Here is a 12,493-nt window from a genome sequence, read left to right as displayed (position 1 = left end):
GAACGGGCCGCATCGGGTACAGCCCGTCGTCATGGACGCTACTAGTGGTCACCCTCGTGCGGTCAATAGCAACTCTCCGTCGGATCCCTACGTTGACCCCTGATGGAACAGTCGTAACGTGCCGTTCATCGTGTGATCGGTACCGTCCGACGTCGGATCGGGTATCAGCACCTCGTTCGGTGGCGAGCCGTTCGGCTCAGCCGAGGCGCGGCGGACGGACTACTCCGACCGCGGCGGGGGGCGGTCCACCGCGTTCCGGACCGTGCGCGGCGCCACCGTCGGTGACCAGATCCGACGGCAGGACCGGGGTGTCGAGCAGCGTCGCCAGCGCGGCGGCGGGGCCCTCCGGGTCGGTGGCGAGCCGGGCGCGCACGAGCGGGCCGCCCTCGGCGTAGGTGACCGGGTAGGTGCGCCACTGGGGGTGGTCGAGGAAGTCGAGCATGCGCCGCGCCCGGTCGTCGTCGACCAGCAGCCAGCGTGAGAGGTGGGCGAGCACCGCGTCGGGGCCGGCGCCGTCGACGTGGCGCATGAGGGCGGCGTCGAGCCGGACCCGGCCGAGCAGGTCCAGCTCCCGTTCGATCCGCTCGGCCGCCGGGCCGTCGAGGTGCACGCCCGCGCCCGCGAGGACGCGTTCGGCGACCGCGCCCCAGCCGGGGCCGGGCACCACGGCGACGGCGGCCTCCGCCGCTCCCTCCGCGACCAGCCCCTGCGGGCTGTGGACCAGCCGCAGGGCCAACTCCGGGTACCGCGCCGACGCGACCTCGGCCCGGCAGTACTGCAGGTGGTGGCCGGGATAGGCCTCGTGGGCGAGCAGCGGCAACAGCGACCCGGCCCGCACCCGGCCCGTCGTCGCGACCGAGATCCGGCTGCGCAGGCCCCCGCGGTAGCGGGTGAACGCCGTCCAGGGGCGGGCGCCGACGAGGTCGACGTCGGCGTGCTCGCCGTCCGGGAGCCCCAGCGTGTCGCGGGTGCGGCGACGCAGCTCGGCGACGACGGCGGTGACCGCACCGGCCAGCCGTTCCACCGGGACGACGTCGGCGGCCCGGTGGTCCCGCATCCGGGCGGCCAGCGGACCGCGCCCGGGCAGCACCGCCGCCAGTCTGCGGTGCGCCTCGTGCAGCTCGTCCGGCTCGCTGCGGCGCGGGAGCACCCCGAACAGGTCGCGGACCTGCTCGACGTAGCCGACGTCCTCGCCGGCGAGCAGCCTGGCCCGGCAGCGCAGCGCGACCAGGAGCGCGTCCAGGTACCGGCGACGACCGTCCGGGAGCCCCGCCGCCGCGACCTCCGCACGCAGCCGCCCGGCCGTGACGACCAGCGCCGCCGGGTCCTGGACCGGCTCCGCGGCCACCCGCCGGGCGATCGACGGGTACGGCGGCGGCCCGTCCAGCACACCCGGCCGCAGCCGGTCCACCCGCGACGCGAGCTCCGCCGTCGCGTGCAGCAGGTCCATCCCCGGAGCGTAGGCGGGCCCGGAGCGGAACGACGGCGAGGGCCGCCGGTGACGCGTCCGTTCGGACGTACCCGACCACGCAGGGTGCACGATCCGTGTCGGCGACAGCTCGGTCGCACGGAACCGGAACAACCTATTTGGGGAGTATCGGAACCGTCAGTGAAAGTGTACCTCGATAGGGTCACGAGATTTGTTTCGCAGGAATAACAGCGGTAGCTTTTCTCGCAGTCGGTACGGGCTCCCCCTCGTCAGCGTGCCGGCACGCGTGAGACCGGCTTCGGGCGGACTCGAGACTCAACAGGAGAAAACTGTGCTGAAGAAGGCTGGAATCGTGGTTGCGGCCTCCGCCGCGTCCCTGCTCGCCCTGTCCCCGCTCGCCTTCGCCGGCGACAAGGACGGCGACCACGGCCACAAGGGCGGCCACCACCACGGTGCCGAGAACGTCATCGACAAGGACGCCAAGGGCCTCATCGCCGGCCTGAACGGCAACAACGTCAACGTGCCGATCCAGGCCTGCAACAACAACGTCCCGGTCAACGTGCTGGGCGTGCAGGTCCCGGTCGAGGACGCCTCCGCCCTCAACGGCGTCACCGGCGCCCTGGGCATCCTGGGCAAGGCCCAGGCGAAGTCGGGCGACTCGACGACCGACCAGTCGGACAACTGCGGCCAGGAGGCCGGCGCCGGCGACTCGATCGGCTGATCTCCTCGCAGATCTGAGAATGCCCCGGAGCTTCTGCTCCGGGGCATTTTCGCGTTCCGCCCCGAGTCCACTCCCGGGTGGCCGGGATTCCGTCGGGTCACCGTTTTCCGGCCCCCGGCGGACGCCCTCACCCCGTCGTGCCGACGCCTCCGGGCGCTACTCCGATTCCTCGGCTGCGTGACCACGCTCCGTACACGAAGCCCGCCTCCCCTCGTGCCCGGCTGCCCTCGCCCCTCGGCCGCGCTACCACCCGGCGACACCCGCGCCCGGCGGCGCTCCTGCCGCCCGACCTCCTTCACGCCGGCGGCCGTGAGGCCGTCCGACGTCCCAGCACCCCCGCACGCGACTGCAGCTCAGCCGCCCAGCGGCCCTCGGTCGCGACAGATCGGGTCGCCCGCCGTCCCAGCGGCCCCGCGCCCGGCCACCTCCGGCGCCCCGACTGCCCCGGCCGCCCGACGGCCCCCCGCGGCCGACCGCCCCCGCGTCGACCGCCGCCGTCCCGGCCCGTCCGCGCTACGTCCGGCGCTCACGACCTCGTACGAGACGCCGGACGCCGGACGCCGGACGCCGGACGCCGCCATGATCGCCGGTTGTGGAGCGGAACGTCCGCGTGGCGGACGCCTGACTCCACAACCGGTGATCATGTGAGCCCCACCGGCCGGGCCGGGAGCCGAACCGGGTCGCCCGCACCGGTTCGGCACCTGCGGCACCCCCGGGTTCACCCGCCGACCTGCGCCCCGCTCCGGCGCGGCCCACCTCCGAGGCCCACCCGGCTCGACCGTCCCGGCCGGCGCCGAACTCGTGAAGGCGATGCCCACCCGCGCGGCGGGCCGCACAGCCGGATCCCGGTACCGCCGACACCGGCCGCACGCCTCCCCCGAACGGCTCCCACCCCGCTGCCCCGACCGCCGCAGCGCCGACACGCCCGCACGCCACGCCGACCGCGCTGCGATTGCGGCGACGAATCCCCAGGTACACGAATGGTTCGCCGACTCCCTCGAAGAATTACGCAGGGTCAGATTGTCGAGCGCGAAAGCGTCCGTTAGATTGACACGCAGTCGATGCGGGCTCCCCGGTTCGAGCGTCGACAGGTACTGAGAGTTGCGCACCTTGGTCGGGCGCGCTCTCCGACTAACAGGAGACGGACTGTGCTGAAGAAGGCTGGAATCGTTGCCGCGGCCGGCGCCGCGTCGCTCGTCGCGCTGAGCCCGCTCGCGTTCGCGGGTGAGCACGGCGGCGACACCTACATCAAGGACAGCGGTAACACCAAGTCCCACGAGAGCTACTTCAGCGGCAACAAGGCCAAGGCCTCGACCGTCGAGGACTCCGAGGGCGTCGCGCAGAAGAACAGCGCCGGCCTGGTGAACCTGTCCAACAACAACATCAACGTCTCGCCGCAGGCCTGCGGGACCGCCCTCAACGGCAACAGCCTGGTCCAGGGTGCCCTGGGCGGTCTGTTCAGCGAGGCGTACAACAAGTCGGGCGTCAAGTCGGACAACAGCGTCGACTGCACCAACGCCGCCGACAACGGCGACAAGGTCGACATCGACGGTGGCAAGCACCACGGCGGTGGCAAGTAAGACCTCGCGTCACCGACGCGCGGAAGGCCCCGGGAGTCCGCTCCCGGGGTCTTTGCCGTTTCCAGGGACCGCGATCTCCGTTTTCAGGGCATATATAACGAGCGAGTCGGCCGGAGGTTACGGTCTATCTGAATTCATCCGCCGAAACGTCGGTGCCGTGCGCCGAAGTCGCGCAGTGCCCGCAGGAAATCGACGCGGCGGAACTCGGGCCAGTAGGCCTCGCAGAACCAGAACTCCGAATGGGCCGACTGCCACAGCAGGAACCCCGACAGCCGTTGCTCGCCGCTGGTCCGGATGACGAGGTCCGGGTCGGGCTGTCCGGAGGTGTAGAGGTGCTCCGCGATGTGGTCGACGTCGAGCGACTCCGCGAGTTCCTCGATCGTCCGTCCCGCCTCCGCCTGGGTCAGCAGCATCTTGCGGACGGCGTCGGCGATCTCCTGGCGGCCGCCGTAGCCGACGGCGACGTTCAGCTGGATGCCCCCGCGGTCGCTGGTACGGGCGACCGCCGCGGTCAGCCGGTCGGCCAGGCTGCTCGGCAGCAGCTCCATCGCGCCGACCACCCGCAGCCGCCACGGGGTGTCCGGGCCGGAGAGGTCGTCGACGACCCCGGCGATGATCTCCAGGAGGTCCTTGAGCTCCTCCGGGGAGCGGGTGTCCAGGTTGTCGGTGGACAGCAGGAACACCGTGACGACCTCCACGCCCGCCTCGGAGCACCAGCCGAGCATCTCGGCGATCTTCGCCGCGCCGGCACGGTGCCCCTCCGCGGGGTCGGCCAGACCGGCCTCCCGCGCCCAGCGGCGGTTGCCGTCGAGGATGAGCGCCACGTGCCTGGGCTGCTCGGCCCCCGCGATCTGACGCAGGATCCTGCGCTCGTACACCGTGTAGAGCAGGTCTCGGAGGGCCACGTACAGGGAGCCTAGTCCCGGGTGTGGCGTTCGTCCGCCGGACGGGACCCCCGCCGTCGCGACCCGTAACGTCGGGGTGCGTGAGTATCGCCCCGTCCGCCCCGCTCAAGCCCCGTATGCGGGGCTGGCTGCACCTGTGGAGCCTCGTCGGTTCCGTGTTCGCGTGCGCCGCGCTCATCAGTGTCGCGGGGGCGCTCGTCGGGGCCTTCGCGGCCGCGGCCACGGCCGTCTACACGCTGACCACGTTCGGCCTGTTCGGGATCAGTGCGCTGTACCACCGGCACACCTGGGTCGACCCGGCCCGGCGACGGCTGATGAAGCGCCTCGACCACTCGATGATCTTCCTGTTCATCGCGGGCACCTACACGCCGGTCTCGGTGCTGGCGCTCCCCGCGGCGACCGCCACCTGGGTGCTCGCCGTCGTCTGGGGCGGGGCACTCGCCGGGGTCGCGCTCAAGCTCGCCTGGCCGACCGCGCCGGCCTGGGTCGGGGTGCCGATCTACGTCGCGCTCGGGTGGGTCGCGGTGTTCGTGCTGCCCGGGCTGCTGGCCGGCGGTGGCGTGGCCGCGCTCGTGCTGCTGCTCGCCGGCGGGGCCCTCTACACCGTCGGCGCGGTCATGTACGCGCTACGACGGCCCGACCCGTGGCCCGCGACGTTCGGCTACCACGAGTTCTTCCACGCCGCGACGGTGCTGGCCTGGGCCTGCCACCACGTCGCGATCTGGCTGGTGCTGCTGCGCTGACCCGCTGCGTCCGCGGGTCGGCGGCTCAGGAGCGGGCCGGTCCCGGCTCGCCGCGGTCGGTCGCGGTCCCGGATGCGGTGCCGGCCGGGTCGGATCCGCCCTCCGCGGTGTCCTCACCGTCGAAGGACTCCGGGAGCCGGGTGATCCGCTTGCTCATGTTGCGGATGAGGAAGACCGTCGCGAGCAGCAGGAGCAGCACGATCGCCAGCCCGGCGGGAGCCGCGTTGCCGAACTCGGGCAGCTGCCCGGGGGGCGGGGGCCGGTCCTGCATCGGGACGAGCAGGCCCGTCACGACCTGGTTCACCACAGCCGTCACGTTCTCGACCTGCACCGCCACGCGCCTCCGTACTCCGGTTCCCGGATCACCGGCACCACCCCGCAGCTGCGGGAGGGGCCGGTGACCAGGCTACCCGCGGAGCCCGCGCGCCCTCATCCGGCGCGACGGCGCTCCCCGCCGACCTCGACGGGGATGCCGGCGAACAGGTCGTCCTCCGGGACCTCGGTGTCGACCAGGGACTGGACCAGCTCGTAGTCCTCGGTGGGCCACACCCGGGCCTGCACCTCGAGCGGGGTGAAGAAGAACCTGCTGTCCGGGTCGATCTGGGTGGCGTGTGCGCGCAGCGCGTCGTCGCGCCGGCCGAACCAGTCCGAGCACGGGACCTTGGTGGTCACCCGGGTGCCGGGGTCGGGCCGGTCGCTCTTCCAGTTCTCCAGCCACTCCGCGTACGGCGACTCCTGGCCGGACTCGACGATCGCGTTGTGGAAGGCCTCCAGCCGGGCCTTGGAGAAGCCGTGGCCGTAGTAGAGCTTCATCGGCTGCCACGGGGCCCCGGCCTCGGGGAAGCGTGCCGGGTCGCCCGCGGCCTCCCAGGCCGCCATCGAGATGACGTGGGTGCGGATGTGGTCCGGGTGCGGGTACCCGCCGTTCTCGTCGTAGGTGACGATCACGTGCGGGCGGAACTCGCGGATGACCTTCACCAGCGCCGCGGTCTGCTCCTCGACGTCACCCAGGGCGAAGCAGCCCTCGGGCAGCGGGGGCTTCGGGTCGCCCTCGGGCAGGCCGGAGTCGACGAAGCCGAGCCAGACGTGCTGCACGCCGAGGATCTCGGCGGCGCGGGCCATCTCGGCGTTGCGGACCGCGGTCATGTTCTCCAGGACGTCCGGCCGGTCCATCGCGGGGTTCAGGATGCTGCCCCGCTCACCGCCGGTGCAGGTCACGACCATGACTTCGTGACCCTCGTCGACGTACCGGGCGGTGGTCGCCGCGCCCTTCGACGACTCGTCGTCGGGGTGGGCGTGCACCGTCATCAACCGGGGACGCTCGCCGGGCGCCGGCGGCTGGACCGGGCGCGGGGCGGACGGGGTGTACTGCGTAGCCATCGGGGCGGGTTCCTCCACGGTCACCGGACTCGGGTCCCGCACCGGTGGTCTGCCGGCGGCGGGCGGCGAGGTCGTGCTCAGGGACGATCCTGGCAGAGGGGACCGACAGGAACCGCGCCGAGCACGGGCTCCGGCATCGGCAACGCCGTCACCCGCACCATCTGTTCCCGCCGGGGCGCCTGTCTGCGACGGACGGTTGACGCCGACGCGACCGGGGCGGCGGCGTGGGCGTCGACAACCCCGTTACCTGCGAATATTCCTCGACAGGGAACTATCCGGCACGCGCGCCCGTTCACCGAAAGGCTGCGATGAGCGGCACGCTCCGTGGTAAGGTGAGCCCCACACGACCCGCAGGCGGGTCGTGTTTTTCCTTACTCGGGGCGTGCCGCTCGGAGCCGCCACCCCCGTGTGCCCGCCGGGCGCCAGGCGTCCCGGCGGTGACACGTCCTGTTTTCCTGGAGGAGTTGATGACGGTGACGGACACCCAGGCCACCTGGCTGACCCAGGACGCCTACGACCGGCTGAAGGCCGAGCTGGACGGGTTGATCGAGAACCGGCCCGTCATCGCCGCGGAGATCAACGCCCGCCGCGAGGAGGGCGACCTCAAGGAGAACGGCGGCTACCACGCGGCGCGCGAGGAGCAGGGCCAGCAGGAGGCCCGGATCCGTCAGCTGCAGGAGCTGCTGCGCACCGCCCAGGTCGGCACCGCGCCGTCCAGCTCCGACGAGGCCTCCCCCGGGACCGTCCTCGAGATCCGCTACGAGGACGACGACGAGACCGAGAAGGTCCTGCTCGGCTCCCGCGAGGAGGGCAGCCACGGCGACCTGCAGGTCATCTCCCCGAACTCCCCGCTCGGCGCGGCGCTGCTCGGCGCGAAGCCGGGTGACACCCGCGAGTACCAGCTGCCCGACGGCGGAACCATGAAGGTGACGCTGGTGTCGGTGGAGGCCTTCACCGGCTGACCCACGACCACCCGCGGGACGGGCCCGGCCGGTCGGCCGGGCCCGTTCGCGCGTCGGAGCCGGTCGGAGCCGGTCTCCGAACGGGTCAGGGCGGTCGCAGCGGGCCAGGGCGGGTCAGGGCGTGGCGACGGCGTGCCCGGCCTCGCGCAGGTCGGCGACGATGGCGTCGCGGTGCTCGGGCCCCCGCGTCTCCACACTGAGCTCGACGTCGACCTCCCCCACCGCGAGCGCGCCGCTGATCCGCGAGTGCGCGACGTCGGTGACGTTGGCCCCGAGCCGACCGACCCGGGCAAGGAGCTCTGCGAGCGCGCCGGGGCGGTCGGGCATCCGCAGGTGCAGGGTGAGGTAGCGGGACGAGGCGACCAGCCCGTGCCGGATGACCTGCAGCAGCACGAGCGGGTCGACGTTGCCGCCGGACAGCACGCACACGACCGGTCCCGGCCAGCGGTCGGGCTGCTCCATCAGTGCGGCGACGGACGCGGCACCGGCCGGCTCGACGAGCATCTTCGCCCGTTCCAGGCAGTGCAGCAGCGCCGCGGACAACGCGTCCTCCGACACCGTGACCATCTCGTCGATCAGGCTGCTGACCTGCGCGAACGTCACGTCGCCCGGGCGTCCGACGGCGATCCCGTCGGCCATCGTGCGCATCCCGCCGACCGGCATCGGCTCACCCGCCGCCAGCGACGACGGCCAGGCCGCGGCACCCGCGGCCTGCACCCCGACGATCCGGATGTCCGGGCGGGCGGCGCGCAGGACCGCCGCGGTCCCGCCGAGCAGCCCACCGCCGCCCGCGGAGATCAGCACGGTGCCGGCGTCGGGGACCTGGTCGAGGATCTCGCAGCCGACGGTGCCCTGACCGGCGATGATGTCGGGGTGGTCGAAGGGGTGCACGAACACCGCACCCGACCGTTCGGCGGCCGCGGTGGCGGCCGTGACGGCCTCGTCGACGGTGCGGCCGGTGAGCACGACCTCGGCGCCGTAGCCGCGGGTCGCGTCGACCTTGGGCAGCGCCGCCCGCTCGGGCATGTACACGGTGGCGCGCACGCCCAGCAGCCGTGCGGCGAGCGCGACGCCCTGGGCGTGGTTGCCCGCCGACGCCGCGACGACGCCGCCTGCGCGCTCGTCGTCGGAGAGGCGGGCGATGCGGGTGTAGGCACCGCGGATCTTGAACGAGCCGGTGCGCTGCAGGTTCTCGCACTTCAGCCGGACCGGGGTACCGGTCAGGTCGGACAGGGCGCGGGCACCGGCGACGGGCGTGGTGCGCACGACGCCGGAGAGCAGTTCGCGGGCGGAGAGCACGTCGTCGGCGGTGACCGGGGGGATGACGGGGGCGGCCATCCCGGCAGTCTCGCACCGCCCCGGGTAACCTCGCCGATGTCTCACCGGGCGTGACGTCTCCTGCGCGCCCGGTGTCGGGAGGGACTCGCGAATGACGCGTCTGCGCACGACAGCACCGCTGCTGCTGGCCGCCGGACTGGCCGCGCTCGCGGTGGCGACCGTGCATGACGCGGGCTGCGCCGACCCGGGCCGCTACGAGGCCCGCGGCGACGGCACGTGGTCGCTGGTCGGCGGCTGCGTGGACCCGGGTGACCTGGTCATCCCGCCGCCGCCGGTGGTCCAGCCCCCCGCGCCGTCGCCGGAGCAGTCGCGCAGCTGAGCCCGCCCGGCGCCGCTACCGGACCGCGTCGAGCGCGGCCCGCAGGTCGTCCAGCAGGTCGTCGGCGTCCTCGATGCCGACCGACAGCCGGACCAGCGAGTCCGGCACCTCGAGCATCGACCCCGCGGTCGAGGCGTGGGTCATCTCGCCCGGGTGCTCGATCAGCGACTCGACCCCGCCGAGCGACTCGGCGAGGGTGAACAGCCGGGTGCCCGCGCAGATCTTCAGCGCCGCGTCGCGCCCGCCCGCGGCGAGGAACGACACCATCCCGCCGAACCGGCGCATCTGCTTGGCCGCGACCTCGTGGCCGGGGTGCCCGGGCAGGCCCGGGTAGAGCACCGAGGCCACCGCGGGGTGCGCGGAGAGCATCTCGGCGACGCGCTCGGCGTTGTCGCAGTGGCGCTCCATGCGCACCGCGAGGGTCTTCGCGCCGCGCAGGGTCAGCCACGCGTCGAACGGGCCGGGCACCGAGCCGGTGGAGTTCTGGACGAACGCGATCTGCTCGGACAGCGCGTCGTCGTCGGTGACCAGTGCACCGCCGACGACGTCGGAGTGGCCGCCGACGTACTTGGTCGTGGAGTGCACGACGACGTCGGCGCCCAGCGCCAGCGGCGTCTGCAGGTACGGCGAGGCGAAGGTGTTGTCGACGACGAGCCGCGCGCCCGCCTCGTGCGCCACCCCGGCCAGCGCCGCGATGTCGGCGATGCCGAGCAGCGGGTTGGTCGGGGTCTCGCACCACACGACCCTGGTCGTGGGCCGCAGCGCCGCGCGCAGGGCGTCGTGGTCGGCGAGGTCGACCGGGGTGTGCTCGACGCCGAACCCGGACAGCACCTTGTCGACCAGCCGGAACGTGCCGCCGTAGGCGTCGTGCGGGATGACCAGGTGGTCACCGGGCTTGAGCAGGATCCGCAGCAGCGTGTCCGTCGCCCCCATCCCCGAGCCGAACGCGTGCGCGTGCCGGCCGCCCTCCAGGGCGGCGAGCTGGTCCTGCAGCACGGTCCGGGTCGGGTTGGCGCTGCGGGAGTACTCGTACCCCCCGCGGGTACCGCCGACGCCGTCCTGGGCGTAGGTCGAGCTGGTGTGGATCGACGTCGTCACCGCGCCGGTCGTCGGGTCCGGGACCTGGCCGGCGTGGATCGCGCGCGTGGAGAAGCCCTGCATGGGCGCCGAGGCTACTCCCGGCGCCCATGCGGGCCGGATCAGGCGTTGCCGCCGAGGAAGGCGATCACGTCGGACCGGGTGACGACGCCCGCGGGCTTGCCGTCCTCCAGCACCAGCGCGGCGTCGGCCTTGGCGAAGGCCTCCATCGCGTCCTGCACCGACTCACCGGCGCCGAGGGTCGGCAGCGGCTCGGACATGTGGTCCTCGAGCCGGTCCGAGAGCTTGGCCCGCCCGGTGAACAGCGCGTCGAGCAGGTCGCGCTCGCTGACCGACCCGGCGACCTCGGCCGCCATGACCGGCGGCTCCGCCTTGACCACCGGCATCTGGGAGACACCGAACTCGCGCAGGTAGAGCGCGGCGTCGGCGACGGTCTCGTTGGGGTGGGCGTGCACCAGCGCGGGCAGCGCGCCGTCCTTGCGCCGCAGCACGTCGCCGATGGTCGCGCCCTGCGACGGCGGGAGGAAGCCGTAGCTGGCCATCCAGCGGTCGTTGAAGACCTTGCCGAGGTAGCCGCGGCCACCGTCGGGCAGCAGCACGACGACCACCGCGTCCGCGGGCAGCGTCGCGGCCACCCGCAGGGCGGCGACGGTCGCCATCCCGCAGGAACCGCCGACGAGCAGCGCCTCCTCGCGGGCGAGGCGGCGGGTCATCTCGAACGAGTCGGCGTCGGAGACGGCGACGATCTCGTCGCAGACGTCGCGGTCGTAGGTGGTCGGCCAGAAGTCCTCGCCGACGCCCTCGACCAGGTAGGGGCGCCCGGTGCCGCCGGAGTAGACCGAGCCCTCCGGGTCTGCGCCGATGATCCGCACGGCGCCGTCCGACTTCTCCTTGAGGTACCGCCCGATGCCCGAGATGGTGCCGCCGGTGCCGATCCCCGCCACGAAGTGGGTGATCCGGCCCTCGGTCTGCTCCCAGATCTCCGGGCCGGTCGAGTGGTAGTGCGACTCGGGGTTGGCCGGGTTCGCGTACTGGTTGGGCTTCCAGGCGCCCTCGATCTCGCGGACCAGCCGGTCGGAGGTCTGGTAGTAGGAGTCGGGGTGGTCGGGCTCGACCGCCGTCGGGCACACCACGACCTCGGCGCCGTAGGCCTTGAGGACGTTGCGCTTGTCCTCCCCGACCTTGTCCGGGCACACGAACACGCACTGGTAGCCCTTGCGCTGGGCGACCATCGCCAGCCCGACCCCGGTGTTGCCCGAGGTCGGCTCGACGATCGTGCCGCCCGGGCGCAGCTCACCGGAGGCCTCGGCGGCCTCGACCATCCGCAGGGCGATGCGGTCCTTCACCGATCCACCGGGGTTCAGGTACTCGACCTTGGCCAGGACCGGCGGGGCGATGCCCGCGGCCGTCGCTCCCAGCCGGACGAGGGGCGTGTTCCCGACCAGGTCGACGACGTGCTCGACGTAGCGCATGCACGCATCCTCGCACCGCTCACTCGCGCGAGACCTCGTGCATCCCGCCACCGGGGGTCCACCAGCGCACCACGAGACGGTTCCGCTCGTCGTTCAGCCCGGTCCAGACGACCTCGGTGAGATCGACGCGGAACGCGTCCCCGGTGACCGGCCCGGACAGCGGGCCCTGCAGCACCGCCCGGCCCGACACCTTCAGGTCGCCGTCCCCGAGGTCCCCGCCGGACTGGTCGGCCGGTGCGGCGTGCAGCGCGAACCGCGGGTCCCGCCGCAGGTCGGAGCCCTTGCGGGCGCCCGGCATCGACCCGAAGGAGAGCTCGGTGTCACCGCCGGCGTCGTCCAGGACCACCTCGATCCCGGAGACGCGCGGTGACCCGTCGGCGCGCAGCGTCGCGATCACGAGCGCGATCCCCCGCCGCAGGATCCGCTCGGACAGGTCGGCGAACGCGGGCTCGGCCCGCCGGAAGTCTCCCCACGACGTCATGGACCAGAGCATGCCGCGGACCCCTGACGGTTTCGTCACGCCGTCTCCCGATCATCGGTTACCGA

13 protein-coding genes are annotated in these 12,493 nt (G+C 73.1%); 5 read left to right on the top strand and 8 right to left on the bottom strand.

Features of this window, described 5'->3' with window-relative positions; genetic code table 11:
* Window positions 1–196: 196 nt before the first annotated feature.
* The gene (locus tag KPL57_RS37365; protein ID WP_226355241.1) at window positions 197–1,450 is read right to left on the bottom strand and encodes a DUF885 domain-containing protein; all 1,254 of its coding nucleotides are present in this window, start codon (window positions 1,448–1,450) and stop codon (window positions 197–199) included.
* A gap of 310 nt (window positions 1,451–1,760) precedes the next feature.
* Here KPL57_RS37365 and KPL57_RS37360 point away from each other — a divergent pair, with 310 nt between their 5' ends.
* Together KPL57_RS37360 and KPL57_RS37355 are read left to right on the top strand one after the other, a co-directional pair.
* Window positions 1,761–2,150 (top strand): hypothetical protein, encoded by a 390-nt coding sequence (locus KPL57_RS37360; RefSeq protein WP_208818823.1) that lies wholly within the window; start codon window positions 1,761–1,763, stop codon window positions 2,148–2,150.
* Window positions 2,151–3,298: 1,148 nt separating this feature from the next.
* Window positions 3,299–3,730: a hypothetical protein gene (locus tag KPL57_RS37355; protein ID WP_226355240.1), complete on the top strand. Its 432-nt coding sequence runs from the start codon at window positions 3,299–3,301 to the stop codon at window positions 3,728–3,730.
* 134 nt (window positions 3,731–3,864) lie between these two features.
* Here the strand turns inward: KPL57_RS37355 and KPL57_RS37350 are convergent, their stop codons facing one another.
* Window positions 3,865–4,635: an isoprenyl transferase gene (locus KPL57_RS37350; protein WP_208818822.1), complete on the bottom strand. Its 771-nt coding sequence runs from the start codon at window positions 4,633–4,635 to the stop codon at window positions 3,865–3,867.
* Between the two features lie 116 nt (window positions 4,636–4,751).
* On the opposite strand from KPL57_RS37350, the gene KPL57_RS37345 reads away from it, so the two are divergent.
* Window positions 4,752–5,378, top strand: coding sequence for a hemolysin III family protein (locus KPL57_RS37345; RefSeq protein ID WP_226356643.1), 627 nt, complete (start codon window positions 4,752–4,754; stop codon window positions 5,376–5,378).
* A 25-nt stretch (window positions 5,379–5,403) separates the two neighbouring features.
* On the opposite strand, the gene KPL57_RS37340 is transcribed toward KPL57_RS37345, so the two are convergent.
* On the bottom strand, window positions 5,404–5,715 hold the full coding sequence (locus KPL57_RS37340; RefSeq protein ID WP_083658998.1) for a hypothetical protein: 312 nt from the start codon (window positions 5,713–5,715) through the stop codon (window positions 5,404–5,406).
* A gap of 92 nt (window positions 5,716–5,807) precedes the next feature.
* Window positions 5,808–6,686: a mycothiol conjugate amidase Mca gene (gene mca / locus KPL57_RS37335; RefSeq protein ID WP_062404173.1), complete on the bottom strand. Its 879-nt coding sequence runs from the start codon at window positions 6,684–6,686 to the stop codon at window positions 5,808–5,810.
* A gap of 545 nt (window positions 6,687–7,231) precedes the next feature.
* Here mca and greA point away from each other — a divergent pair.
* Window positions 7,232–7,720 carry a transcription elongation factor GreA gene (greA, locus tag KPL57_RS37330; protein ID WP_174525543.1) on the top strand — a complete coding sequence of 163 codons (489 nt, stop codon included), beginning with the start codon at window positions 7,232–7,234 and terminating at the stop codon, window positions 7,718–7,720.
* Between the two features lie 114 nt (window positions 7,721–7,834).
* On the opposite strand, the gene ilvA is transcribed toward greA, so the two are convergent.
* Window positions 7,835–9,058 (bottom strand): threonine ammonia-lyase, encoded by a 1,224-nt coding sequence (ilvA, locus tag KPL57_RS37325; RefSeq protein ID WP_226355239.1) that lies wholly within the window; start codon window positions 9,056–9,058, stop codon window positions 7,835–7,837.
* A gap of 91 nt (window positions 9,059–9,149) precedes the next feature.
* Here ilvA and KPL57_RS37320 point away from each other — a divergent pair, with 91 nt between their 5' ends.
* Entirely contained in the window at window positions 9,150–9,377 is a 228-nt protein-coding gene (locus KPL57_RS37320; RefSeq protein WP_073577681.1) for a hypothetical protein, read from the top strand.
* Between the two features lie 15 nt (window positions 9,378–9,392).
* Here KPL57_RS37320 and KPL57_RS37315 read toward each other — a convergent pair whose 3' ends face one another.
* The 3 genes from KPL57_RS37315 to KPL57_RS37305 are packed head-to-tail and all read right to left on the bottom strand — an operon-like array spanning window position 9,393 to window position 12,428.
* Complete coding sequence (locus KPL57_RS37315) at window positions 9,393–10,538, bottom strand: cystathionine gamma-synthase (protein ID WP_226355238.1); 1,146 nt, start codon at window positions 10,536–10,538, stop codon at window positions 9,393–9,395.
* Between the two features lie 38 nt (window positions 10,539–10,576).
* Window positions 10,577–11,947, bottom strand: coding sequence for a cystathionine beta-synthase (locus KPL57_RS37310; protein ID WP_226355237.1), 1,371 nt, complete (start codon window positions 11,945–11,947; stop codon window positions 10,577–10,579).
* A 19-nt stretch (window positions 11,948–11,966) separates the two neighbouring features.
* The gene (locus tag KPL57_RS37305; RefSeq protein ID WP_226355236.1) at window positions 11,967–12,428 is read right to left on the bottom strand and encodes a pyridoxamine 5'-phosphate oxidase family protein; all 462 of its coding nucleotides are present in this window, start codon (window positions 12,426–12,428) and stop codon (window positions 11,967–11,969) included.
* Window positions 12,429–12,493: the final 65 nt, after the last annotated feature.

It is taken from the genome of Pseudonocardia sp. ICBG601 (genome assembly GCF_020496245.1).
This window is presented reverse-complemented; position numbering and strand designations above follow the sequence as displayed.

What these genes read in the sequence shown, in the direction of transcription:
- KPL57_RS37305 (WP_226355236.1), bottom strand. Translation starts at nt 12,428, where the DNA reads ATGACGTCGTGGGGAGACTTCCGGCGGGCCGAGCCCGCGTTCGCCGAC.
- KPL57_RS37315 (WP_226355238.1), bottom strand. Translation starts at nt 10,538, where the DNA reads ATGCAGGGCTTCTCCACGCGCGCGATCCACGCCGGCCAGGTCCCGGAC.
- KPL57_RS37365 (WP_226355241.1), bottom strand. Translation starts at nt 1,450, where the DNA reads ATGGACCTGCTGCACGCGACGGCGGAGCTCGCGTCGCGGGTGGACCGG.
- KPL57_RS37320 (WP_073577681.1), top strand. Translation starts at nt 9,150, where the DNA reads ATGACGCGTCTGCGCACGACAGCACCGCTGCTGCTGGCCGCCGGACTG.
- KPL57_RS37310 (WP_226355237.1), bottom strand. Translation starts at nt 11,947, where the DNA reads ATGCGCTACGTCGAGCACGTCGTCGACCTGGTCGGGAACACGCCCCTC.
- ilvA (WP_226355239.1), bottom strand. Translation starts at nt 9,058, where the DNA reads ATGGCCGCCCCCGTCATCCCCCCGGTCACCGCCGACGACGTGCTCTCC.
- KPL57_RS37345 (WP_226356643.1), top strand. Translation starts at nt 4,752, where the DNA reads ATGCGGGGCTGGCTGCACCTGTGGAGCCTCGTCGGTTCCGTGTTCGCG.
- mca (WP_062404173.1), bottom strand. Translation starts at nt 6,686, where the DNA reads ATGACGGTGCACGCCCACCCCGACGACGAGTCGTCGAAGGGCGCGGCG.